Origin of the sequence: Pseudomonas sp. 7SR1 (assembly GCF_900156465.1) — a bacterium.
In the GTDB taxonomy this organism is placed as follows: domain Bacteria; phylum Pseudomonadota; class Gammaproteobacteria; order Pseudomonadales; family Pseudomonadaceae; genus Aquipseudomonas.
Map to the genome: position 1 here is coordinate 4,331,100 of NZ_LT707064.1, position 24,144 is coordinate 4,355,243.

At 59.4% G+C, this 24,144-nt stretch carries 24 protein-coding genes, 2 tRNA genes and 2 pseudogenes; 8 read left to right on the top strand and 20 right to left on the bottom strand.

Translation table 11 applies throughout. From position 1 onward, the window contains the following. Positions 1–40: 40 nt before the first annotated feature. The 4 genes and pseudogenes from BW992_RS27135 to BW992_RS19390 all read right to left on the bottom strand — a co-directional run. Positions 41–151: pseudogene (locus BW992_RS27135) on the bottom strand (ABC transporter ATP-binding protein); the annotation flags it as partial. Then, positions 146–556, bottom strand: a pseudogene (locus BW992_RS19380) (MFS transporter); the annotation flags it as partial. The pseudogenes BW992_RS19380 and BW992_RS27135, both read right to left, overlap by 6 nt. Positions 557–686: 130 nt before the next feature. Next, complete coding sequence (locus tag BW992_RS19385) at positions 687–1,859, bottom strand: zinc-dependent alcohol dehydrogenase (RefSeq protein WP_076406932.1); 1,173 nt, start codon at positions 1,857–1,859, stop codon at positions 687–689. Then, positions 1,859–2,680, bottom strand: coding sequence for an SRPBCC family protein (locus BW992_RS19390; RefSeq protein WP_072398754.1), 822 nt, complete (start codon positions 2,678–2,680; stop codon positions 1,859–1,861). Before BW992_RS19390 ends, BW992_RS19385 begins: the two co-directional genes overlap by 1 nt. A gap of 341 nt (positions 2,681–3,021) precedes the next feature. On the opposite strand from BW992_RS19390, the gene BW992_RS19395 reads away from it, so the two are divergent. The 3 genes from BW992_RS19395 (at position 3,022) to BW992_RS19405 (ending at position 4,369) form a co-directional block, all read left to right on the top strand. Next, positions 3,022–3,095, top strand: a tRNA-Cys gene (locus BW992_RS19395). A 196-nt stretch (positions 3,096–3,291) separates the two neighbouring features. Beyond that, positions 3,292–3,378 (top strand) — tRNA-Leu (locus tag BW992_RS19400). Positions 3,379–3,724: 346 nt separating this feature from the next. Further along, on the top strand, positions 3,725–4,369 hold the full coding sequence (locus tag BW992_RS19405) for a hypothetical protein (protein WP_072432070.1): 645 nt from the start codon (positions 3,725–3,727) through the stop codon (positions 4,367–4,369). Positions 4,370–4,663: 294 nt separating this feature from the next. Here the strand turns inward: BW992_RS19405 and BW992_RS19410 are convergent, their stop codons facing one another. The 9 genes from BW992_RS19410 to BW992_RS19450 form a co-directional block, all read right to left on the bottom strand. Continuing rightward, positions 4,664–5,233: a hypothetical protein gene (locus tag BW992_RS19410; RefSeq protein ID WP_072398752.1), complete on the bottom strand. Its 570-nt coding sequence runs from the start codon at positions 5,231–5,233 to the stop codon at positions 4,664–4,666. A gap of 113 nt (positions 5,234–5,346) precedes the next feature. Next, positions 5,347–5,709, bottom strand: a complete 363-nt coding sequence (locus tag BW992_RS19415; protein ID WP_072398751.1) for a DUF5064 family protein — start codon at positions 5,707–5,709, stop codon at positions 5,347–5,349. Positions 5,710–5,770: 61 nt separating this feature from the next. Next, complete coding sequence (gene arcC / locus BW992_RS19420; RefSeq protein ID WP_076406933.1) at positions 5,771–6,700, bottom strand: carbamate kinase; 930 nt, start codon at positions 6,698–6,700, stop codon at positions 5,771–5,773. Positions 6,701–6,782: 82 nt separating this feature from the next. Continuing rightward, positions 6,783–7,793, bottom strand: coding sequence for an ornithine carbamoyltransferase (locus tag BW992_RS19425; RefSeq protein WP_072431156.1), 1,011 nt, complete (start codon positions 7,791–7,793; stop codon positions 6,783–6,785). Between the two features lie 67 nt (positions 7,794–7,860). Further along, positions 7,861–9,117: an arginine deiminase gene (gene arcA / locus BW992_RS19430; protein ID WP_072399312.1), complete on the bottom strand. Its 1,257-nt coding sequence runs from the start codon at positions 9,115–9,117 to the stop codon at positions 7,861–7,863. 26 nt (positions 9,118–9,143) lie between these two features. Beyond that, entirely contained in the window at positions 9,144–10,571 is a 1,428-nt protein-coding gene (arcD, locus tag BW992_RS19435; RefSeq protein ID WP_076406934.1) for an arginine-ornithine antiporter, read from the bottom strand. 420 nt (positions 10,572–10,991) lie between these two features. Beyond that, positions 10,992–11,951: an HlyD family secretion protein gene (locus BW992_RS19440; protein WP_072398414.1), complete on the bottom strand. Its 960-nt coding sequence runs from the start codon at positions 11,949–11,951 to the stop codon at positions 10,992–10,994. 3 nt (positions 11,952–11,954) lie between these two features. Beyond that, positions 11,955–12,326 (bottom strand): DUF3302 domain-containing protein, encoded by a 372-nt coding sequence (locus tag BW992_RS19445; protein WP_072459330.1) that lies wholly within the window; start codon positions 12,324–12,326, stop codon positions 11,955–11,957. A gap of 215 nt (positions 12,327–12,541) precedes the next feature. After that, a complete protein-coding gene (locus BW992_RS19450; RefSeq protein ID WP_072398490.1) occupies positions 12,542–12,904 on the bottom strand; it encodes an NUDIX hydrolase in 363 nt (120 codons plus the stop codon). A 289-nt stretch (positions 12,905–13,193) separates the two neighbouring features. Between BW992_RS19450 and BW992_RS19455 the strand changes: the two genes are divergently transcribed. After that, positions 13,194–13,382, top strand: coding sequence for a hypothetical protein (locus tag BW992_RS19455; RefSeq protein ID WP_072398416.1), 189 nt, complete (start codon positions 13,194–13,196; stop codon positions 13,380–13,382). Between the two features lie 232 nt (positions 13,383–13,614). Then, positions 13,615–13,842 carry a PLD nuclease N-terminal domain-containing protein gene (locus BW992_RS19460; protein WP_072398417.1) on the top strand — a complete coding sequence of 76 codons (228 nt, stop codon included), beginning with the start codon at positions 13,615–13,617 and terminating at the stop codon, positions 13,840–13,842. 29 nt (positions 13,843–13,871) lie between these two features. On the opposite strand, the gene BW992_RS19465 is transcribed toward BW992_RS19460, so the two are convergent. The 3 genes from BW992_RS19465 to BW992_RS19475 form a co-directional block, all read right to left on the bottom strand. Next, positions 13,872–14,300 carry a hypothetical protein gene (locus BW992_RS19465; RefSeq protein ID WP_072431159.1) on the bottom strand — a complete coding sequence of 143 codons (429 nt, stop codon included), beginning with the start codon at positions 14,298–14,300 and terminating at the stop codon, positions 13,872–13,874. A 121-nt stretch (positions 14,301–14,421) separates the two neighbouring features. Further along, positions 14,422–14,652, bottom strand: a complete 231-nt coding sequence (locus BW992_RS19470; protein ID WP_072398419.1) for a hypothetical protein — start codon at positions 14,650–14,652, stop codon at positions 14,422–14,424. A gap of 152 nt (positions 14,653–14,804) precedes the next feature. Beyond that, positions 14,805–15,059 carry a DUF6555 family protein gene (locus BW992_RS19475; protein WP_041022040.1) on the bottom strand — a complete coding sequence of 85 codons (255 nt, stop codon included), beginning with the start codon at positions 15,057–15,059 and terminating at the stop codon, positions 14,805–14,807. 234 nt (positions 15,060–15,293) lie between these two features. Here BW992_RS19475 and BW992_RS19480 point away from each other — a divergent pair, with 234 nt between their 5' ends. Beyond that, positions 15,294–16,193, top strand: a complete 900-nt coding sequence (locus BW992_RS19480) for a polysaccharide deacetylase family protein (protein ID WP_076406935.1) — start codon at positions 15,294–15,296, stop codon at positions 16,191–16,193. Between the two features lie 102 nt (positions 16,194–16,295). Then, positions 16,296–16,487, top strand: a complete 192-nt coding sequence (locus tag BW992_RS19485) for a DUF2188 domain-containing protein (RefSeq protein ID WP_072398421.1) — start codon at positions 16,296–16,298, stop codon at positions 16,485–16,487. Between the two features lie 164 nt (positions 16,488–16,651). Here BW992_RS19485 and BW992_RS19490 read toward each other — a convergent pair whose 3' ends face one another. The 3 genes from BW992_RS19490 to BW992_RS27255 all read right to left on the bottom strand — a co-directional run bounded on the left by BW992_RS19490 (position 16,652) and on the right by BW992_RS27255 (position 21,658). Then, positions 16,652–18,442 carry a DAHL domain-containing protein gene (locus tag BW992_RS19490; protein WP_076407360.1) on the bottom strand — a complete coding sequence of 597 codons (1,791 nt, stop codon included), beginning with the start codon at positions 18,440–18,442 and terminating at the stop codon, positions 16,652–16,654. 254 nt (positions 18,443–18,696) lie between these two features. Next, positions 18,697–19,563, bottom strand: a complete 867-nt coding sequence (locus tag BW992_RS19495; protein WP_072398423.1) for a prohibitin family protein — start codon at positions 19,561–19,563, stop codon at positions 18,697–18,699. A 232-nt stretch (positions 19,564–19,795) separates the two neighbouring features. After that, complete coding sequence (locus BW992_RS27255; protein ID WP_231991068.1) at positions 19,796–21,658, bottom strand: NAD(P)-binding domain-containing protein; 1,863 nt, start codon at positions 21,656–21,658, stop codon at positions 19,796–19,798. Positions 21,659–21,777: 119 nt separating this feature from the next. On the opposite strand from BW992_RS27255, the gene BW992_RS19510 reads away from it, so the two are divergent. Further along, positions 21,778–22,638 (top strand): LysR family transcriptional regulator, encoded by an 861-nt coding sequence (locus BW992_RS19510; protein ID WP_076406936.1) that lies wholly within the window; start codon positions 21,778–21,780, stop codon positions 22,636–22,638. 1 nt (position 22,639) lies between these two features. Here the strand turns inward: BW992_RS19510 and BW992_RS19515 are convergent, their stop codons facing one another. Then, complete coding sequence (locus BW992_RS19515) at positions 22,640–24,097, bottom strand: MFS transporter (protein WP_072459333.1); 1,458 nt, start codon at positions 24,095–24,097, stop codon at positions 22,640–22,642. Positions 24,098–24,144: the final 47 nt, after the last annotated feature.

The window sequence follows — 24,144 nt, forward strand, 5'->3', positions numbered from 1 at the left end:
GCCTTGGGCCGCGACTGCCTGAGCGCCCAGGCCTGGCGGTTCAGGCCACGCTGTCGACAATCACGTGCCGCTCCCCCCTGGAACACTGTTCGATCCTTGCCTCGACCCGGTAGACGCTGCGCAGCATCTGCTCGGTAATCACCTCTGAGGAGGCTTCGATACTGACCCCGCAGGCCTGGGCCGGGGCGATGTAGCCGGCGAATGCGCCCTGCAGGAAGCGCAGCACCAGGATGACCCAGATATCGCTGCTCAGTGCCAGCCCCAGCTGCGTCAGGGACAAACCGGCCAAGGCGCGGATCATCATAAGCTTGTGCCCATGGCGATCACCGATCCGCCCCCAAAAGGCGCTGGTCAGCATGATGCCCAGCATCGGGCCGACGTACACCGCGGTACTGGCGAAGCTGAAGAGCGCGTCGTTGTCGGTCAACTGGTGCAGATGAACCGGCCAGAAGGGGCCACTCATCTCCATGGCACCCATGGACACCAACTGGATGGCGAACAGCAGGTAAACCAGCAGGCGGATGTTCGAACCCTGGAGGACACCGACGCGGGGCATGGACGGACTCTGAGACGGCTGAGGCTGTGTCTTATCCGACAGTGCGTCGATCCTGGCAAGAAAAAAATACGCTGGACTCACGCAGACGGGCGTCGGGAGCCTGGCAGGCAGGCCCCCTTGACCGCGCTGGTTATTCCGGTCGGAATACCGCCCGCAGGCACTGCTCGCGCTTGTCCTTGAACATCTCATAACCCTGCACCGACTGCTCCAGCCCCATGGGGTGGGTCAGCAGATAGGAAGGGTCCAGTTCGCCTTTCTGAATATATTCGAACAGCCTCGGCACATAACGTTGCCCCGGTTGCTGGCCCGAGCGCAGGGTCAGGGACTTGTTGACGATCGCTCCCATGGGGAACTTGTCCAGGAGACCGCCATACACCCCGACCACCGAGACGGTGCCCCCCTTGCGACAAGCGCGGATGGACTGGCGCAACACCGTTCCGCGCTCGGTGTGCAGGCGCATCATCTGTTTGGTCTTGTCATAGTAGTAATCGACCTCGGTGCCGTGGGCCTCCATGCCCACGCAGTCGATGCAGCGATCCGGGCCGCGGCCCCCGGTCAGCTCCAGCAGGGCGGCATGCACGTCGGTGGTTTCGTAATTGAGCGCGATGGCACCGGTCTTTTCCTCGGCCAGACGCAAGCGGTCGGTAAAGCGGTCGATGGCGATCACCCGTTCGGCGCCCAACAGGTACGCGCTGGCAATCGCCATCAACCCGACCCCGCCACAACCCCAGACCGCAACCGTGTCGCCGCGCTGGATGTTGGCGTTATCAGCAGCGAAGAAGCCGGTGGGCACTGCATCGGAGACAAAAACCGCTTGTTCGTCTGTCACGCCTTCGGGAATGGTGAACAGGTTCACGTCGGCGAATGGCACGCGGATATAAGTGGCGTGACTGCCCGCGAAGCCGCCGAAGGCGTGGCTGTAGCCGATGATGCCGCAGGCCGGTTGGCCGTAGGCAATGTCCGTCGCGGTGGGGTTGGGATTGGAGTTGTCGCAGCAGGAAAAGTCCGCGCGCTGGCAATGCTCGCACTGGCCGCAGCCGAGGATCGACACGGTGACAACACGGTCACCTTTCTTGAACTGCGTGACGGCCGAACCGGTTTCCACCACCTCGCCCATGAATTCGTGACCGATGATGTCGCCAGCTTGCATGGTGGGTACGTAGCCGCCCAATAGGTGCAGGTCCGAACCGCAGACCGAGGACAGCTTCACCCGCACGATAGCATCGCGAGGGTTGAGGATGGACGGATCATCGACGGTGTCGACTTGTAGCTTGTTGGGTCCTTGCCAGGTGAGTGCGCGCATCAGACTGTTCCTCCGTTGGACGGGGCATGGCCCGGTGTTGAAGTCGCGGTCGTGGCCGGGTGAATGAACAGGAAGTCCTTCGTGCCCTCGGCCCGCATCCGGTTGGTGGTCACTTCGCCCGTTTCCAGTTGCTGCTTGATGCTGCGAAGCAGATGGAGCAGGGCCTTGTCGGAGAATTTCGAAATGGCACTGGCCAATGCATAACCCGCACTGCCGAGGGAAGTCTTGCAGGCGACGATCACCTTGATCTGCGTGCCCCGGCCCGTCGGCGCATCGCTGAAGTGCATCTGGATGTCGTGCTTGAAGCGCGTGTCCGGCCCGGCGATCCAGTGCAGCTTGCGGCCTTCCTTGGGTTCGTGCTGCTCGAGGTCGCAGTGCAGGGTCTTGTCCATCGGCCCGCGCGCCACCCAGCGGTAGGTGTGTTCGCCGGTCTGTTCGATCTCATCGATCCAGGGCACCAAGGCGCCCAGGTTGGCGGGGTTGCGACAGAACTCAAAGACCTCTTCCCGCGGCTTGCCGACCGTGATGCTGCGGGAGATCACTTTGCTCCCGTCCCAGCCCCGATCCTGCTCGAAGGCCTGTTCGAACGGGGTATGGGTAAGCGCCTGCTTGACCCGGCAGGTACCCGAATAGGCACGCCAGGTCGCGCAGGCCCCCAGCAGTACCTGTGGCCAACCTTTGAGCCCGCCTTCACGCAGCCCGTTGGCAATCAGCAGCGTGCCGGCCAGGAGTGATAATGCACGCTCCGGTGTACCGAGATTGGGGTGCGACGGACTCGGCACCGCAGCCCGGCTCGCAACCAGTGGTGGACGTTCAGTCATGATGGTTTTCCTTACAAAGTCCGAGGGCAACATAAGGAATGAACCGGCGGGGCGGTCGGTCGTTCCATCGACGTCAGGGGTTTCCGATGAGGCGGCGGGACAGGCGGCCCGAGTAAGATTGTCGAACCGATGAAACGGAGCAGGGACCCGCGTGCCGGCTGATTTTTTTTTGAAATCAAGGGGTTGTCAGCTTCGGCAAATGAGTACATAATTGCGCCCATCGAACGCATTGAGGGCTAAAAAAACTCAATGTTTTCAAGGAGATAGCGCTCAATTAGATTGATCCGCTCCTCATCAGGTTTAAAAGCGGTTGATGGTTTCACTGGCATCAAGCGTCCTGAGGCCGAATAGCAAAATGGTTATGCAGTGGATTGCAAATCCACCTACGCCGGTTCGATTCCGACTTCGGCCTCCACTATTAAAAAGCTCTGTAGATCTATGATTTACAGAGCTTTTTTCTTTATGTGGCAATGCAGTTTTTTGTTTCGAAAGAACATGGGCTACCTTGCTTCATAGGGGAGGGATGTATATATTTCGTCCCCTCTGCTGTACCGGCTTCGACCTGTCAGATCCATGATCTTGACCGCTTCAGGAAGCTTGACCGCGCTACCGCCCGAATGGCGAAACTGGTAGACGCATGGGACTTAAAATCCCCCGCTCGTAAGGGCGTGCCGGTTCGATTCCGGCTTCGGGCACCATCTAAAATCAAGGGTTTGCGAGCGAATGCTGATGCAAACCCTTGTTTGTTTCATCCCTCGCAATTTTTATCCGCAATCATGTCGACGGCACCCTATGCCGATCGGGCTGTTCTGTGTGCCATGATCCGCTTTATCAACAGATCCGGTCCCCCTTTTGTAATCTGCTCGCAGTTGGCTGAGTAATGGAAAACGATGCGGCATAAAGAAGCCTTCAGAAGGGCTTGAATATCATTTCGTCATGTCCCAGTATTCGCCGCCCTGTCACTCCTGCGTGTGTGGGCGTGCACAGAAAACCGATCATAGTGTCGGTTTTTTTTTGAGCTATCGAGTACATAAGGACATGGTCATGCGGGTTATCACTTTCGTAACTATTTTTTCTGCAGCGCTTGCCGGTTGCTCTGGGATACCTTCGGTTCCGTACGAAGAGCCTGTCCAATCAGAGGGGGTGGCGCATGTTCGCGTCATCACGAACTCCAGTGTGTATGGCGATAGCATCATGGGCAGTTGTGCGCCTGCCACCCGGCATAAGATGGCTGAAGCCGGACGTTTCGGGGAGGACGGTACGGCGAGCATCAACTATCCGCAGTACCCCCTGAAGTCGGTGAGCATTGGCATGCCGAAAAGGGTGATGCCCCCTCTTGTCCAATACATCCCCTCGATCCGCAGAGCCCAAGGCGCATACAAGGAGGTTGTCACCGAATATCGCGTCAGGACAGACTTGCCATTTCAGATTGCAACCCAGGGCGCGACCGTTGCTGGTTCTGGCAGCACTTATTGGGCCTGCGCTGACCAGGCACTCGTGTACAAACTGGAACCCGGGAAAGACTACGAAGTTTTTGCAGGAGTGGACATGAGGCCAGACAAGGATGGTCGGCAAGCACTTATTTGCCTGCTGGGAGTTTTCGAGCTCACCCCTGTGCCTGGCACGTCAATTGTAATCCCCTCCAAGTTGACGTCTGCCGCGCCTGCCCAGGTGGCCTGCAAAAGCTGACAGGCACTCATCGCCATCCACATCTCTGATGCCTGAATCTCGCGAGCATTGCGATGGTGTCTGTTGGTCTGTTGGTCTGTTGGTCTGTTGGCCGGCTTGCAAGCGCGACGCCATGTCCGCCCAGGCCAGCCAGTGGTTAAGTCGGGGGTTCCCTAGGCTCTGTACGAGAAGACTTGATACTCGTTCATGCCGCGTTGAAAACTGCCTCGCAATGCTCATGTACTCCGGTACACCGCGCTTGCTCGGCTGTTTTCGCCTTGCCTGATCTTCATCTCGAGACTTTTCGTACAGAGCCTAGCGTGAGGTTTTGACTTTCAATACCTCGGTATAAATGGCATCGATCGTCTGACCCTCCTGCAGTTTCTTCATCCGTTCCTGAAGCTTTGGATCCTCCACTTTCAATACGATGACTTGTCCCTCCGGAGGTAGCAAAGTCACTTCATGTTCTTTCAAATCAATGCGAGTGATCTTGGACGTGACTCTGACTTGACGGAAAGCTTCACCGCCGGGATTGGGATTGTCCTTGGTGGTGCGGATGGCCATGGCTTCATTGGATACTCCTGGCTCCCCGCCAACGTTCGTATCCAATACATAAGCGACTGAGCGAATCACGTGAATCTCGACGTTGTCACCGACTCTCAGATTGTGCAGGTTCTTGGCTTGGTCGGAGAGCTGGATGGGCACCGGTTCTTTGTTGCGGCCTTCGATGGTGACTTGATAGAGCGCCGGATCAACGGCGAGTACGCGCGAAACGATATGGCCTTCCATGGCATTGCTGCCCAGCGGTATATCAGCGGCACGGACCGCCAGACTGGTCGTTGACAGCAGTGCAGCAATTAAAGCCAGGGTGCGAATCGGTGTCATGGCTGCTTTCCTTGAGTACCTGGGATGTGAATCAAGGTCACGTAACAACAGCGCTCCTGCCAACCGGCACAATCGTGTGAGCGTGCAGGTGCGTGCCATTTACGCTCGGTGAGTCATTCAAAATGTTCAGGGTTGACGGGGTCTCCGGACTTCATGTTCAACTGCACCCGCACATCCTCGAACATCAGATCGTAATGTTTGTGTTGCGAACCGATGCTGCTGTAAGCCTTGGGAATTCCATGTTTCTCCGCAATCTTGGTCACGTTGCTGGCGAAGTTGTATGCCTGCTCCTTGCTCAGGAAAAACGTTTCCTTCATATCCTTGCCCTGAATGCTGCCGTGCATCGTGAATTGCATCCCTTTGCCTTCCTTGGGATCGGTGGTGACCTCATAATCCAGGCACAGGTCGTAGCTGACATCGTCCTTGTTCAGTGCGTGTCGTTCGATATGCAGACGACCGGGTTCAAAGTGGGCCATGGTGCTCTCCTTTCAGGGTTCGGGAGGAGGGGCAGGCCTGACCCTGCCCCTGCAGTTCTGATTATCGATAGGTAATGCCGGGAGTGGCCGTGCTGATACGCGTGCCCGCAGTGCCCTGGACGATGGCATCGATGTCCGCCAGTGCGCCGATCACCGCGACCTTGCCGGTGTTGCGGGCAAATTCGCAGGCTGCCTGGACCTTGGGTCCCATGGAGCCGGCGGCGAAGCCGAGCCTGTCCATTTCGTCCGGGTGGGCCTGGGCGATGGCTTTCTGGGTTGGCTTGCCGTAGTCGATGAACGCGGCGTTGACGTCGGTGGCGATCACCAGCAGGTCGCTCTCCAGCTGTTGGGCCAGCAGCGCCGAACACAGGTCCTTGTCGATCACCGCTTCGACGCCCTGCAGCTTGCCGTGGGCGTCGTACATCGTCGGGATGCCGCCGCCACCGGCGCAGATCACGATGCTGCCTTTTTCCAGCAGCCACTTGATCGGACGGATTTCAAAGATGCGCTTGGGCCGTGGGCTGGCCACCACCCGGCGGTACTTGTCGCCGTCCGGGGCGATGGCCCAGCCTTTCTCGGCGGCGAGTCTTTCGGCTTCGGTCTTGTCGTAGACCGGGCCGATGGGCTTGGTGGGGTGTTGGAAGGCCGGGTCGTCGGCGTCCACCTCCACCTGGGTCAGCAACGTGGCGAACGGCACTTCGAAGTCCAGCAGGTTGCCCAGTTCCTGTTCGATGATGTAGCCGATCATGCCCTCGGTTTCGGCCCCCAGCACGTCCAGCGGATAGGGTGTGACCGAGGTGTAGGCCGCCGCCTGCAATGACAGCAGGCCGACCTGCGGGCCGTTGCCGTGGGCGATGACCAGCTGGTTGCCGCCATGGATCTTGGCGATCTGCTCGGTCGCGGTGCGGATGTTGCTGCGTTGGTTGTCTGCGGTCATGGGCTCACCCCGACGCAGGAGGGCGTTACCGCCCAGGGCAACGACGATGCGCATGATGCTGTCCTTCTAAAAATGTGATGAGCAACGTAGCCCCTGTGGGAGCGAGCTTGCTCCCACAGTGATTCGCGTCGGGCATTCAGATATCCGCCAATGCCGACACCAGGATCGCCTTGATGGTGTGCATGCGGTTTTCCGCCTGCTCGAAGGCGATGTTGGCTGGGGACTCGAAGACGTCCTCGGTCACTTCCACGCCGTTGGCCAGGTGCGGGTAGCGGCCGGCGATGTCCTTGCCGACCTTGGTCTCGCTGTTGTGGAACGCGGGCAGGCAGTGCATGAATTTCACCCGGGGATTGCCCGAGGCTTTCATCATCTGGGCGTTGACCTGGTAGGGCAGCAACTGCTCGATGCGCTCGTCCCAGGCTTCCACCGGCTCGCCCATGGAGACCCAGATGTCGGTGTGGATGAAGTCCACGCCCTTGACCGCTTCTTTCGGATCCTCGGTGATGGTGATGCGTGCGCCACTTTCGGCGGCGAAGGCCTGGCACTGGTCGATGAAGTCCTGGTGCGGCCACAAGGCTTTCGGTGCGCCGATGCGCACGTCCATGCCCAGTTTGGCGCCGATCATCAGCAGCGAATTGCCCATGTTGTAGCGCGCGTCGCCCAGGTAGGCGTAGCTGATGTCATGCAGCGGCTTGTCGCTGTGCTCGCGCATGGTCAGGGTGTCGGCGATCATCTGGGTGGGGTGGAATTCGGCGGTCAGGCCGTTGAACACCGGCACGCCGGCGAACTTGGCCAGTTCCTCGACGATCTCTTGTTCGAAGCCGCGGTACTCGATGGCGTCGAACATCCGCCCCAGGACGCGGGCGGTGTCCTTCATGCTTTCCTTGTGACCGATCTGCGACGACACCGGGTCGATGTAGGTGACGTGGGCGCCCTGGTCATGGGCTGCGACTTCGAAGGCGCAGCGGGTGCGGGTCGAAGTCTTTTCGAAGATCAGCGCGATGTTCTTGCCCTTGAGGTGGGGCTGCTCGGTGCCGGTGTACTTGGCGCGCTTGAGGTCGCGGGACAGGTCCAGCAGGTAATGCAGCTCGCGGTTGGTGTGGTGCATCAAACTCAGCAGGCTGCGGTTGCGCATGTTGAAAGCCATGATGGATCTCCTTGGGTTTCGGTTATCCCCTGGGCGGGATCGGGTCGATGCCGCCCAGGCTCGAAGGTCAGTAGTCGATGGGGTCGCGGATGATCGGGCAGGTCATGCAATGGCCGCCGCCGCGGCCGCGGCCCAGTTCGCTGGCGCTGATGGTGATCACTTCCACGCCGGCCTTGCGCAGCAGCGTGTTGGTGTAGGTGTTGCGGTCATAGCCGATCACCACGCCGGGCTCCATGGCCACCACGTTGTTGCCGTCGTCCCATTGCTCGCGCTCGGCGGCGAAGCTGTTGCCACCGGTTTCCACCACCCGCAGCGCCGGCAGCTTGAGGGCGGCGGCCACGGTGTCGAGGAAGCTGCCTTCCTCGCGGCGCACGTCGATGCCGCCGGGCTTGCTCTCGTCGGGCCGCAGGGAGAAGGCGACGATCTGGCCGACGACTTCGGGGAAGATGGTCACCAGGTCGCGGTCGCAGAAACTGAACACGGTGTCCAGGTGCATGGCGGCACGGGACTTGGGCAGGCCGGCGACGATCACCCGTTCCACGGCCTTGTGCTTGAACAGGTTCAGCGCCAGTTGGCCGATGGCCTGGCGGGACGAGCGCTCGCCCATGCCGATCAGCACCACGCCATTGCCGATGGGCATCACGTCACCGCCTTCGAGGGTGGCGTTGCCATGGTCCTGGTCCGGGTCGCCGTACCAGATCTGGAAGTCGGCGTGGGTGAACTCGGGGTGGAACTTGTAGATGGCGGTGGTCAGCAGGGTCTCCTGGCGACGCGCCGGCCAGTACATCGGGTTCAGGGTCACGCCGCCGTAGATCCAGCAGGTGGTGTCGCGGGTGAACTGGGTGTTGGGCAGCGGCGGCAGGATGAAGCTGGAGTGGCCGAGAAAATCGCGGAACATCTGGATGGTCTTGCCACCGAAGCTGTCCGGCAAGTCGTCGGCCGAGACGCCGCCGATCAGGAATTCGGCGATCTTGCGCGGTTCCAGGCTGCGCAGCCACGAACCGACTTCATTCACCAGGCCCAGGCCCACCGAATTGGCGGTGATCTTGCGCTGCAGGATCCAGTCCAGGGCGTCGGGCATGGCGACGATGTCGGTCAGCAGGTTGTGCATCTCCAGCACATCGATGCCGCGCTCGCGCATCTTGGTGACGAAATCGAAATGGTCGCGCTTGGCCTGGTTGACCCAGATCACATCGTCGAACAGCAGTTCGTCGCAGTTGTTCGGGGTCAAGCGCTGATGGGCCAGGCCTGGGGAGCACACCATGACTTTACGCAGTTTGCCGGCTTCGGAATGAACGCCGTACTTCACTTTTTCCGTGGTCATTACACATCCTCCAGTTGAACAGTCGGCTACAGGGTCAGGAAGCCGTCGTAGAGTCCATAGGCCGCCACCAGGGCGCCTGCGACCACTGCGGCGAAAATCAGCTTCTCGACAGAGGTGAAAACCGGTTTGCCCAGCTCGCGCTTGGCCTTGGCGAACAGGATCGCGCCGGGGGCGTAGAGCAGGGCGGACAGCAGCAGGTACTTGATCCCGCCGGCATACAGCAGCCAGACGGCGTAGACCAGGGCGATGGCGCCGATGGCCAGGTCCTTGCGCCGCTCGGCCGCGAAACCCTCGTAGGTCTCGCCACGCACCGCCAGCAGCAGCGCGTAGGCCGCCGACCACAGGTACGGCACCAGGATCATCGAGGTGGCGAGGTAGATCAGGGACAGGTAGGTGCTGGCCGAGAACAGGGTGATGATCAAGAACAGCTGGACCATCGCGTTGGTCAGCCACAGGGCGTTGGCCGGTACGTGGTTGGCGTTCTCGCGGCGCAGGAACTCCGGCATGGTGTGGTCCTTGGCGGCGGCGAACATGATCTCGGCGCACAGCAGCACCCAGGACAAGAGGGCGCCCAGCAGCGAGATGATCAGGCCGACGCTGATGAGCACCGCACCCCAGTGGCCCACCACGTGCTCCAGCACCGCGGCCATGGATGGATTCTGCAGCTTGGCCAGTTCCGGCTGGGTCATGATGCCCAGGGACAACACGTTCACCAGCACCAGGAACAGCAGCACGGTGATGAAGCCGATCACGGTGGCCTTGCCCACGTCGGTGCGTTTCTCGGCACGGGCGGAAAAGATGCTCGCCCCCTCGATGCCGATGAACACCCACACGGTGACCAGCATCATGTTGCGCACCTGGTTCATCACGCTGCCCAGGTCGGGGTTCATCGTGCCCCAGATGTCCCGGGTGAAGATCTCGAGCTTGAAGGCGAACAGTGCGATCAGCACGAACAGCAACAGCGGCACGACCTTGGCGACGGTGGTCACCAGGTTGATGAACGCCGCCTCCTTGATGCCGCGCAGCACCAGCCAATGCACCGCCCACAACAGCACCGAGGCACCGATCACCGCCGCCACGGTGTTGCCCTCGCCGAAAATCGGGAAGAAGTAGCCCAGGGTACTGAACAGCAGGACGAAATAACCGACGTTGCCCAACCAGGCGCTGATCCAGTAGCCCCAGGCCGAGGAGAAGCCCATGTAGTCGCCGAAACCGGCCTTGGCGTAGGCATACACGCCGCCGTCCAGGTCGGGTTTGCGGTTGGCCAGGGTCTGGAAGACGAAGGCCAGGGTCAGCATGCCGACGGCGGTGATGGCCCAACCGATCAGTACCGCTCCGACATCGGCGCTGGCGGCCATGTTCTGCGGCAGGGAAAAGATCCCGCCACCGATCATGGAGCCGACAACCAGTGCAACCAATGCACCAAGGTGCAGTTTTCCAGGCGCTTCAGACATGGCATGACTCCATAGGTGGCAAGCGGTGTTTTAGGCTCTGTACGAAAAGCCTTGATACTCGTTCAGGCAGCGTTGAAAACTGCCTGACCTTGATCTCAAGACTTTTCGTACAGCGCCTGGTTTTTAAATAACAAATTCCATGGTTTTGCCTTTCGCCGGATTGACGTTAGACAAGTTTTTAATGTTGTAAAGGATGCTTGTTTATTCTGTTTGTGCTTTGTATGTTTATTTGCAATTAAAAATAACTGCTGAGCTGTTTTTGTAATAAAGAGGGCAAGACATCGCCTCGATAGCGTGGTTTCTCGCGGAATGCTCGGGCAGGATTTCGTTTTGGGGCGTTCAATAGGGAATATTGAAAGGCAGGGGCAATATCCCAAGCGTTTGAAGGGTGCTTATGGATTTTGGCGATCAGTAAAGAAATTAATGGAATGGAAAGATATAGTTCATCCACGCAGCCATCCGCAACAGTATCTTGCGCATCATGCCTATATGGTGAAAGTGCTGACTATAAACCGCCGCCTGACCGTAGGCGCCACCGGGGACGAAGTCCCGATACTGGGTAAAATCCGGATCATTGATTTCAATGACGACAGGAACTCGACCTGGTGGCGGTGAGCCGGTATAGCTGGTGAGTGTTCCCGAAGGCTGAACCTGCCCCTCTCCGATGACGCTCAAGACACTCGCAACCTTGCCTTTGAATACTTTTCCCGGGATTCCGTCGAATGCCACTTCCGCTTCATCGCCAACGACCAGACGCAATAAACTGTTCTGGCGCATCCAGGCCGCGAAATATTGGCCCTCGTCAGGGATGAATATCATTGAAGGCCTTAGCGGTAGTTTGGTTGCCATCATCCCGGGCCGCAAGGAGACCTGTGCGACGAACCCTTTGCTCGGGGCACGCACGATCGTGTTATCCAATTCATATTGAGCGTGATCCAGCTGTGCTTGCAGATCGTCCGTACGGGCGATGGTGGCCTCCAGCTCCCGTTGGGTGCCAAAGCTGCGCTTGATCAGCTCGGTGATCCTGGCGCGATCGCCTTTTGCGGCGATCAGCTGCGCCTTGATTGACTTGACCCGGTACGTGAATGGCGTCGGGTCTATGCGAAATAGAATATCGCCCTTTTGAATGAGTTCGTTGCCTTTTACCGGAACCTCGATGACTTGACCACTGACGACCGGAATCACTGGGACGGAAACAAAATAATAACGGGCCACCTCTGAATAAGGGTGGTTGTAATTCATCGTAAAAATCAGGGCGCCAATGATAAGGATGCCGCCCAGGACAGCGGTAGGCACCGTCCATTTATTTAACGGAATATGGAAGATTTTAAAGATGGCAACACAGAGGGCGGCATAGGTCAAAATGAGCAAAAGGTCCATGACCTAAATACCCCCGTCGCTTTTGCTGGGTGCCGGTGTTTGTCGATTTTTGCCGGCGGATATTTCCAGTCGCTCAACGCGGCCTTGCAGTTCTGCCAGTTGCTGCTCTAACTGGGTAATGTGACTGAGGGGAGATTTACCATCGCCAAAACCCCAGCCCCGATCCTCGCGATAGGCCATTGCCCAAATCCACAGAAATGGCCAAAGCGCATGCAGCGTGAACAGGCTGACCCAGCCGGTCGCATGGATGGCATCCTGGTGTGGGTGGTTTCGGTGCACGGCAATTTCATAAGGAATGTCGTGCAATAAGATGATTCCGTAGAAAAGGAACAGTCCGGCAAAGATCAGGATACCCAGCGCAAAATAATCAAGCACGACAGCCTCCCATCCGCACGGTTCACCATGAGGAATGATTGTAGTCGTGACTTTTCCATTCGCTTGGTCGACAACAAAAATATCAGCGACCAGGCTTCACCACGGTGATGCAAGGGCTCCAGGCCGGGTCGAACAACGAGTCCCGGTAGAAGGGTGAACGATGAGTCTATTCGGTTCTTTCTGTTGGCTGCGCAGTCACTGACGCCTGCGGATAATCATAATCTGCGCCGGAACGCTTCCAGTATTTCCTGTGTGCCTTTTTTCAGCTGCAACTGGGCGATGGCGTCCAGTGGATGCCAGAGGCAGTCGTGGATTTCATTCAATGGACGGGCCGCCTTCGAGTCGTTGACCGAGGCTTCGAATACGTGATGTTCGGTGCCGCCGTCGTTGAGGCGCATCAGGTAGAGCAGATTTTCAGCGGTCAGTCCGGTTTCTTCGGCCAGCTCCCTGAGGGCGGCATCGGCATGGGTTTCGCCGCGCTCGACGGTTCCACCCGGCAACGCCCAACGGCTGTTGGGCTTTCGCACCAACAGCACATGGCGATTTTCCTGGCAGATGACGGTCGCTCGAATTTTCATGGGGGTGTCCGGCACATCGCTGTCATAAAAATGAAATATAACTGAAACATAGGACGCAGGTCTTGTTGCAAGTGTTCAATCAGGTTTTTGGACTCTCTATCGGTACGACCACATCCATCCAGGAAAGATTGAACCTGATTCGAATGAATAGGTGCGGTCGAGTATCCCGTCTGAATCATGGTCGCCGGACAGGTCGAGCTGACCGGCCATCGCCTAAAATGAATCAGATGGGAAAAAAGGTATCCATGTTGAGTGGATAGCCACCCCGGGCAGTGGGGAGAGAGGAAAAATGACCACTGTGGAAGACTTCAAGATCAAATCCCACGAGCTTCTTGTGGAGCTCGATGCGGCGACTTCGGAAATGATGACCCTTATCTGTGCCCACCAGATGACCGGTGCGGCCTGGGAAGAGGCGGTTCGGCGTCAGCATGAAGCCTATGAGCAGTGGATCGGCTATCTGAATGAGCGTCCCTCTTAGCCGCAGTACGAAAAAGCCTTGATACTCGTTTATGCGGCATTGAGAACAGGCTCGTGCGCGAGTCCGGTCGAGATGCTTGTTGACAGCCGGTAGACTCCGCTTCCTCGCCCCGTTTCCCTTGCCTGGCCTTCGCGCAAACCTATGCAGGCAACGTCAGGACATCTGGCAGATTTTTTGAACGGTCCCGGGGCGCCCAGGCCTAATCCTTAGACCTTGAATGGAGGATTGGGCCATGTCTGAATTAGCCAGTTATTTCTGGATTGCTGTCGCAGTGCTTTTGCTGCTGGTAGATCTCTGGGCAATCGTCAGCGTCTTTCGCAGCGACAAATCAGCCGGTACCAAGGCCGGCTGGGCCCTGTTACTGATTATCCTGCCGGTAGTGGGCTTGATCATCTGGGGCGTGGCTGGTCCACGCGGGGTCAAGGAGCCGCCGTCGTCGCCGGAGCACAGCAAAGGCTAGTCGTCGGGTATTGCTCGCAGGGCTGAACATCAGCGATTCTGCCAGCGGCCGCCGGTGGTTTCGCAGTCCTTTTTTGCCTGCTGCAGTTGCTCGACACCGTAGTAGTACCAGATGACTTGCGCGTCGTCCGGGATGTTGGCCGAGCCCCCCGTCCTGTCTTTGCTGGTGGAATGCGGATTGGCCAGGGCTTCCTGGGTCAGCCTGGCCTCGCATGTGGCGACGTGGCCGGCAGCGCAGCGTTCGACCGGTGTCTTGCGGGTGCTCAGGGTTCCCTTGCTTTCATTGCTGCAAGACCAGCCGATGGCTTCGGCGGGCACGCCTTTGTACTCATAGCAACTGTGGGTTTCGATTTCCGACACTGACTGGCTCTGGGACTGGGTCCTGACATCGCAGCCTTGTGCCATGACGGCGGTGGGGCTGGCGCAAGCCGTCATCAGCAGCAGGACTTTGGCGTTCATGATGGATCTCCTTTTCGCGGTTTTTGCACCTGTTTCAATATCGAGGAGCAAAAAGCCGCCGCGTTCCATCGATTTTCAGGGTCGACGTACGTGAGCAGACGCGGGGCTGACGCGCTTGAAGCTAGCGGAATTTGGGCAAGGGCCGTTCGACTGGCTTGAGTGACGACAGGGCGTGCTGGATCGACGGGGCATCCTTCTCGATGTCGTTGAGGCGGTCCCGGATGCGTACGGCCGTTGGATGGCCGCCGTTGTGGTCGACCCAGTCGGCGATTTCCTTGCAGGCAGCCGTCAACCGGGCCTGGCGCGATTCCAGCAGGGTGAGCAGGGTGGTGATGGACTCTTTTTCAGACATGTCACACCTCCAATTCAGAGTTGATCGAGCAGCACGAGGCCCGCTGGAGGCGGGTCGTGCTGTCGATTAAGCGTAGTAGAGTTATCGGGGTTGCGCCGCAGGCTCCGGCACCCGGCTGGACAGCCGGCACGCCGGAAAAAGGGTTTGTATGATCAGCCGGATTCCTTGATCCAGCTCGGTGCGACGCTTGCGCGCCAGCGCACATCCGTGATGCCGTATTTCTCCGCAAGGGGCTTGGTGACCCGCTTGACCTTTTCTCTCCCGAATTTGGGTATGCGCCCGACACCTGCGTCGCAACTGGCCCAATGCCAAGCCTCGGAGTTATTCATCACCTCTGCTCGAATGATGAATGACTTGGGTTCGCCATGGAGCATGTAGTCGATGATGTAAAGCGATGGCCCGCCCATAAATCCTCCCTAATTTAGTCCTATACGGATGGATGCGGAGGCGTCCGGAAAATTCCATCGGATTTCCAGACGGTCAGGACAAGGCCTGAAAAGGGCGGCATTGAGCGCCGGAAGCGAAACCCACCGGAAGCGTTCGCGGCCAGGAACCAAACCCGGTTAACCTTCTCCAAGCTGGGCTTGAGCACCATGGCCAGGGAACGAAGGCGAAGCAGTCAGCATCATGAAAGGTAGAACATGAGGAACCTCGCCAGGGTAGTGGTCAGTGTAGTCCTTGCCTGTGGTTTGGCGGGATGTATCGGACCGCCCATCGAACTCACCGCGCAAACCGAGCAACGGCTGCGTACGCAACCGCCGATCCGTTTCCTCCTGACATTCGATGACGGGCCCAGCGCATCGTCTTTCTGGAACCCTAGCCTGAGCGTGCTGGATGCCCTTGCGGATAATCCGGTGCAACCCGGTATCAAGGCGGTATTTTTCGTACAGACTCGTGCCCCGCGTGCCGGTGGCAGCGAAATCGGTCGCTCGGTGATGCAGCGTGAGCAACGCGAAGGGCACGTACTGGGCTTTCACACTGCCACAGGGTGGCATACCAATCATCGCTCCCTCGGTCCCGACGAGCTGGAGCAGTCACTGGTCAACGGCGCAGCCGATATCGCGGCGATCACCGGTGTCGCTCCGACCTTGGTGAGGCCGCCGTTCTGGAGCTATGACAGGCGCACCTTCGCGGCTTATCAACGGCAGGGCATGCACGTATTGCTCACCGATCTGAGTGCCAACGACGGCAAGGTCTGGGGCATCACGGCCAGTCCGCGTCGGCGGATCAACCTGATACGCCAGCTTTCAGAGGTACGCGAGCGCATCGCGGCCGGGGAGCTTGCGGCGGTGGAGGGGGTGATCCCGGTGGTGGTGACCTTTCATGATCTCAACCGCTACACCGCCCGGCACGCCCGGGAATATCTGCAGATCCTGCTGGACGCCGCCAGGGCCACCGGGGTCAAGACCGATGCCAAGCCGTTCTATGACGACCGCCAGGCACTGGAGCGAGCCGCCATGGCACGTACGGTCAAGGAAAGCGGTCAGCCGGTGCGCCTGCCGGGCCTGTGGGACTGGATATGGGATTCGGACGCGCGATGAGCTGCATGATCGGTGGGGTGCGTCACGACGTTCGGTGCGCATCCCGGCACGAAGTGCGTGTAAGGTAGGCGAGCTAACCTGGTTATCTCGGAGGAGTTGACGATGAGTACCGCGATGCTGACGAAAATGCACATCAACGGTTATGACGTTCTCAGCGTAAACAGCGGCCCTTGGAGGGTCTGTACCCAGGCTGACCGACTGGGATCCTTTGCTTCCCGTGAAGAAGCGCTGGCATACGCCGCCGCGTTGCCGGTCAGGAAGAACCGTGATGAGCGTACTGCCAGCGACAAATAGCGCCGGTGGTTGACGGTTTGGCTCGCGAAGGCGCAGAACAATTGCCACGAGGCGGATTGTCTCGTCGTCTTCGCGGGCTCGGGCTCCAGGCCGTGAGCCAGCGCTGCTGGCAATCGGTTTGAAGCGTGTCCAATGCTCTGCGGGCGCCGTCAGGCGAGCCACCTTCAGGCAGGTGCCAGTTCCAACGGAATCTCCAGCGTGAACAGGGCGCCTTGCCCGGGGCCGTCGCTATGGACATGGAGGTGACCATTCATCTCGACGGCCGCCAGGGCGCAGCTGTGCAAGCCGAACCCATGACCCTCCTTGCGCGTCGTGAAGCCGTGGTTGAAGATGCGGGCCAGGTTCTCGGGCGCAATACCTTCCCCTCGATCCTGGACGCTGAGGCATAACCTGGTCTGGTCGAGGATTCGTATGCCCAAGGTCATTTCCCGTGGATGCTCGCAGACATGGGACATGGCGAACTTGGCGTTGCTGATGAGGTTGATCAGGATCAGCAGCAGCCTGTGCTTGTCGCCCATGATCGTGGGCGTGTCCTGATAGTCCTTGATGACGGTGACGTGGTGTCGGCTCAGGGCGCCGGCATTCATGCGCAGCGCGTCTTCGAACAGATCGCTGATCCTGAGCGGTTCCACCAGCCTTGCGGCACCGGCATAGGCTTGCTGGGTGGTGACGATTTCCTTGATGTGGTCGACGCTTTTGGTCAGTTGCGCCAGCTCCTCGATCAGCTGTGCCTGCTCGGCGCTGATGGACTCCACCAGCTCGTTGAAGTAGCGGGGCAGCAACTTGCCTTTTTCGTCGAGGGTGATGAACCGGCCCAGATCGTCGGCATGTTCGTTCATCATCCTGACCGCTTTCCCAAGCCCTGCCGTCCTGCTGTTCTTCAACTTGCGGGTCACCAGGTCCGCTGAAATATTCACGCTGTTCAGAACGTTCCCGACGTTGTGCAGCACGTTGGTGGCAATTTCCGCCATGCCCGCCATGCGGGCGGCGTCCACCAGCTCGCGTTCGGCTTCCCTCAGTTCGCGAGTGCGTTCCTCCACTCGTTCTTCCAGGCGTTCGTTGGATTGTTGCAGCTCATGGTTGATCTGGTTGATGACCGAATAGCTGCGAACCAGCCGTACCGCCAGGTAGATCATCAACAGTGCCATCAGGCTGGCGCATACGGCCAGGTAAATATGGTATTGGCGGTCGGTGGCGGCGGTCCTGCGTTGTGTCTCGTTCAGCAGCTCATTGATGTTGTCCAGCTCCTGGGCCACCGGAATGACGCTGATGCGGTCGAGCAGGTCATTGACGATGGGCTGCTCCTGGATGATGGTCCTCACATGTTGCGTCAGCCTGGCGAAGGCCGGCCGATATTCGTTGGGCAACCGGTCGATGTAGCTGTCCAGCTTGCTCAGTTGGCCTTGGATTTCCCGAGCCTTGTCCGACGTGACATAAAGCGCGAATTCCAGCGTCGTCAATGTCAGGTCCAGAACATCGGAAGCCATCGCCAGATGCTCCGCCGGGGCCGGTCCATTCATCCCGTTCAACAGGTCCTGGATAGCGTCTTCCGCCGACGGTAGCGCGTCCAAGGACGAGCGCAGGCTCGCATTATGGTGGTCGAACTGCTCGACCAGCGCGGTCTTGTTCCTGACCGCATCGACATAGCCCTGGCGCCGGGACTCCCAAAGCGTGGCCAAGGGACCGCTGTCGTTGAGCCGTTCCAGTTGTTCCCAGCGGCTACTCGCATCGGGTGGTGGGCTCAGTGACAGGTTGTTATTGAGCCCTGTCTTCTTCTTCAGGATCTTGACGTTCCAATTGGCGTCGGATTGCTTGAGCTGCCGGATGAAGTCGCGGGACTCGAAGTATGTCGTCGTGTCATAGGTATAGGACTTGATGAGAAAGAACATCAGGGCCGAAAACGTCACCAGCGCCACAGCCAGCAAGGCGGGCCATTTATATTTCCTGATGAGCATGGTCACGCAGCTCTCCTGTCGGGGGCGGGGGAAGACGCGGTGGATGAGTTCCGGAAGGCGCGGGCACTGGGGGGCTTGAATCGATGAGGCGAGGGAGCGATTGATTGTCGCGTCGTGGTGTTTCGGCCTGGGTACACGTTGAGCTCCCTGCTAACGCTGGATATCGAAATCGTCACTCAAGCCAGTGTAGCGTCAACGGAGCGCCAGGACGGCAAGGCGGGCGCGACCAGGACAGGTCGCGCCGCGACGAGGGATCAGCGGTTGTCGGCCCGAGTATCGATGAAAGGCAGGGCACCGTTCGGCAGCACGGTGGTCGGCAGCACGCCATTCCAGCGCTCGGCCTTGGTCAGCTCCACCAGGTTCTGGTTGCTGGCCAGGGCCTGTGCCCGCGCCTTGATGGCCTCGGCTTCAGCCTTGCCGCGAAGTTCGGTGGCCAACGCGTCCGCCTTGGCCTGGGCGACCTGCGAGTCGGCTTCGGCCTGGGCCTGGGTGACGCGGATCTGGGCCTGGACCTGCTCGGTGGCCAGTTGCTGCTCACGGGTCTTGACCTGGACTTCCGCCGCCATGCGCGCTTCGATGGCCTTCTCATAGGCGTCGCTGAAATCGATGTTTTCCACCTGGACACTGTCGATGATCACAGGCCCGGTGATGGTCGACTTGATGGCGGCCGAGATGTCATTGACCAGCTGGACGCGATTCTGCACGGCGGCCACGGCGTTGAACTTGCCGAAGACGTTCTCCACCTGAGTGGGCACCTGCCGGCTGATCATCCGGTCCCGGATGCCTTCGAGATCCTTGAACTGGGTGTAGACCTTGGCCACATCGGACGGCGCGATGTGCCAGGACACCGATACCTTGAGCTGTGCGGACTGCTGGTCCTTGCTGTATGCCTGGAGATCGTCGTACGAAGTGACCTGGCTTTGAACGCTGATCAGACGCACGGATTCGATGAAGGGGGTCTTGAAGGACAGCCCGGGTTCCACCACGCCCACCAGCGCACCGTTACGCAGCAGCACGCCGCGTTCGGTTTCGTCGACCGTGTACCAACTGCCGAAGAAGACGCTCAGCAGGACGACGCCGATGACGGCGGCAGCGAGGGAGCCCATGGTTTTTCTGGTCATTTTCTCTTTCCTTGTAACAGCCACCGAGGCTGCGATGTTTTCCGAGTGCCAGACACGAAAAAGCCCTGGATAACCAGGGCATCAACGTATGGATATGGCGCAGGCGATGGGATTCTAACTCACGGGGCTGTCATTTTCCGTGATGAACGTTCCAATCCTTTCTTCCAGGTCCTGGGCAGCAACAGCCAGGTCTGTTGGCCTGAGGTGCAGTGCCCTTGACCCGGGTAGCGCTTTACGCGGGATCGGGCACGCTCAATGATCGGTCCAGCCACTGCGTGACGACCTTGAAAGCCTCATCGGAATTACGTTCATAGATCAATCCGTGGCCGTTGCCGTGAATGCCCAGTGCCGGTAGATCCAGGTGATGAATGTTGGCACCGGCATTTCGCAGGAAGGCGACGATGCTGGATGCGTAGGCAGCAAACGCCGATGTCTCACCTGTCAACAGCGCTATCGGGACGCCCTGCAGGCCAGGGACCCTCAGGGTTGAAGGTTCTGCTGTACGCACTTGTTCAGGCGTTTTGCGAGGCGGATCGAAGGTCAGAGGTGCGGCAGTCAGCCCCCAATCGAGGCTGCCTATGCCCGGTGTGTGGCCAAATACCGGACCCATGGGTTCCACCGCCACAATTCCTGCGACCAGGCCGGGTCGACGATCGGCGGCGAGCCAGCCACTGGGCCCGGACGCGGAATGCGTAACGATGATCGCTTTGCCGATCTTGTCGAGCAGCGCGGCCAGTCGATCCGCATCCAGGGTCTGGGATGCCGCAAGGTCAGCCGGCATGGGGCCGTAAGCTGCGACGAAGGCGTCAAACGCGGGTCCATCGTCCGGCTCGAATGGCCACTGCGTTTCTCCTGCGCCTTCTGGAAAGTAGACTTCACGCGCGCGCTCATAGGAGAACGCTGGCCCCATCGGCCCCATGATGTCTGGGTGATACGGCGATCGGCCATGGCCTGGTCTGTCGACGCGAAAAACGACGAAACCGGCTTCGATGAACCGCTGCGCCCACCCTGGTCGGCCATCGGGTGTGTCCAGCCATTCAGTGCCCTGCAGCGTGCCTCCGTGCACCAGCACCACGGGATAGGGCTGGGTGATGTGCTCAGGGGATTCCCAGGCCACGTACATCGGACCTTTCTGGAAGCTCTTACCGTTATGGGTAACGCGGGCTCCGGTCACCCAGAAGTTGCCACGGCGCGAGCGTTTCACCGGAGCGGTTCGCCAGGGTTGCGAGGCATGATCGAACGATCGGGACACTGTCTGCGTAGCGAATGCCGACCAGTCCTTGTGCCCGTATCCCCGGGCAAGCGCCGACGTCATCTTCGATCGCACAGCATCGGCCGCCGGCAGTTCCAGGCCCTTGCGACGGGCCGCCTCGATGGCCAGGTTTATATCCTTGAGGCCAAGAGACAGTTTGAAACCCGGTTCAAAACGGTTGTTGACGATGTTCTGCCCGTACCGCTGATAACTGGGGCAGGCGAACAGGGTCTGGGTCATGAGGTCGACGAAAACCTGCGGACTCAGTCCGTGGTGTTGAACGAGTTCGGTTGCTTCGCCCAGCGACTGGATGGCTTGAGTGATCATCATGTTGCCCGCGATTTTCGCGATACAGGCCTGTTCAGGTCGAGCGCCCAGGTACCAGGTCTTTTTGCCGAGCAGGTCAAAGATCGGTTGGACCGTCGAGATGGCTTCCCGCGATCCGGCCGCCAGGATATTCAACTCGCCGTTTGCCGCCACGGCAGGCACGCCGAAAACCGGCGCCGCGACCAGTCCGATGCCGATTTCATCGTGCACGCTTTGCAACTCCACCATGAGCGAAGGCGACAAGGTCGACATCACGACATGAACGCAAGCCTTGCCTGCATTTTCCAGAGCTGCGCTGGCCAGCAGCACTTCCCTGACGGCGGCATCATCGGCAAGCATGCTGATGACGACCTCTTGCTGAAATGCCGAGGCGGGAGATTCGAGAATGCTTGCTCCTTCGAGATCCTTGATCGCCGCGTGACTACGGTTCCATGCCGATACGCGGTGGCCTGCCTGGATGAGCAGAGCAATGATCGCTCTGCCCATGCTTCCCACACCGATAAAGCCAATATTCATTTTCCAGTCCCCGGATGGTGTTTCGACGAACGTGTTTGCGGACAAGTATGTCGGGCGCGGGATTGCTACGGCAGTGCCATTGCTGCACTCTCTGCGTTCATTTTTGTACGGGGTAGCGCATGGACTGGAGTGATGTGCGGGTCTTTCTCGCGATTGCCCGCAGCGGGTCGTTGGGCGCTGCCGCCAAGCTGTTGGGAGTAAGCCATCCGACCGTGGGGCGACGCTTGCAGGTGCTTGAGCAGTCCAGCGGCCAGCCCATTTTTCTTCGCACCGCCCAAGGTCTGGTACTGACCGACAGCGGAGAAAAGCTACTCAGCCTGGCGCAGGAGATGGAGCGAAGTGCGTTGGCAATCGAAAGGCGCCTTGCGGGGGACAGCGCACAGCCCGAAGGTGTGTTGCGCATTTCTTCCGCCGACTGGTTCGCCTGTTATGTGTTGGCCCCGGTACTGAATGAACTGGGGCGACGTTACCCGCTGATCGTGCCTGAGGTCATCGCGGGGCATCGGTTGTTTGACCTTGCTCGTCGCGACGCCGATATCGCGTTCCGAATCGTTCCTTTCACCGAGCCGGATATCGTTCACCGCAAGCTGACTACCCTGAACTATGGGTTGTATGCGGCCGTCGGATCTCCCGACCCTGAGCCGCAGGGCGATGGGCTTGGTTTGATCACCATGAGCATCGCCCAGTCTCATTATCCAGATGTGCAGTGGCTGCAGCAGCGTTACCCTCTGGCTCGTACCGTATTCACCAGCAGCAGCCGTACAGTCCAGGCACAGATGTGCGCGCAAGGGCAGGGTGTCGCCGTATTGCCCCGCGTCCTGGGCGACCAGTTAACGGCGCTGCGGCTGATTGATCCGCATGAGCCGCCACCGGGTCGCGATATATGGATGGGGTACCACCAGGACATGCGGCAGATGGACAGCCTCCGTGCCCTTGCAGACCTTGCCTCCCTGATGATCGGCTCGCAGGGAGGCGGTTGATTCACTCTGCTGGGCGCATGGCTGCCGTTTGCAGGCCCGCAGCCGGTTGGCGGGCCAGGCCAAGGCTGAGTGCCGCACCTGCCGCCAGGCATACCGCGATGCACAGTATGGAGACGGTGAAGGCGTGGGTGATGGCCGCCGCGTCCGTATCCGTGCCCAGAAGGGTGTAGAAAATCCCGCCGATGATCGCCACGCTCAATGACGTGCTGATTTGCAGGGTGGAGCTGGTAATGCCCGCAATCATGCCGGAATACGCGGGTGCCACGCGTCCTGTGATCATCCGCATCAATGTTGGAAGGGCCAGTCCTTGTCCGAAACCGATCACAAAAAGAATGACGGCAAGGGGCAGTGCAGTGGGACTGACGGTCATCGGCGTCCGCACCACGAGCCAGGCCAGGAGCACGAACCCCAACACTTCAAGCCCCATTCCGACGGGATTCACGTAAGCACCCAGAAAACGCCTGAAACGATTGGTGGAGAGTGGTCCCAGCAAAAATCCCGCGCCGAAAGGAAGAAAGACGAGACCAGCATCGAGTGGGCTCATATGCAGTGCTCCCTGTAGATAAATGGAAAACAGCAGGAAAAACACGCCGATCGCATAGAAGGTCAGGGCCACGAGCAACGCACGGCCCAGGCCAGGCGTGCGCAGTGCGGCAGGATTGAGCAACGGTGCGCCTTGCGCTTGATGCAGACGGGTTTCGTAGCGCCAGAACAGCCAGGCCAGCAGCGGCACCGCCGCAAGCGAGAGCCAGGTCCACAAAGGCCAGCCCGCTTCGCGCCCTTCGATCAATGGAACGATCAGAGCCCCAAGCGTCACCATGGACAGTGCCGTTCCGCCCAGGTCCAGCTTGCTTGTATGTGGCGCGCGGGTTTCCTTGACCACTGCAATGGCGACCAGAATGATCAGCACCGCGATCGGCAAATTGACCAGAAATATCGCCCGCCACCCCAAGCCCATCAGGTTGAGCGATATCAGGATCCCGCCAAGTGCCTGGCCGACTACCGAAGCCAGGCCAAAGACCGCGCCATAGAGACTCAGCGCCAAGGGTTTTTCCGATTCGGGGAATATAGCCTGCACTGAAGCGAGTGCCTGGGGTGCCATTACGGCCGCTGTTACGCCTTGCAGCGAACGTCCGGCGATCAACACCCAGGGTGAGTCGGCGACGCCGCAGACCAGTGAGGCGACTGCAAAGCCAACCAGGCCAACGAAAAACATCCGCATGCGGCCGTAGATGTCACCAAGCCGTCCACCAGTGATCAGTGTCACGGCATAAAGCGCCGCGTAAGAGGAAATGACCAACTGTTCGGCGGAGGAGGCCGTGCCCAGCGATTCCTGAATCGAGGGCAGTGCCACGTTCACGATAAAAAAATCCAGGGGCGGTAAAAACGCACCGACCAGCAAGATGGCGAACATCAACCAGCGCCGCGGTTCTGCGAGCGCTACTTTTTCCCGAGGCATAGGATCTCCTGTCTGGAACCGTTCGGTTCCAGAGTATTGAATGTCTG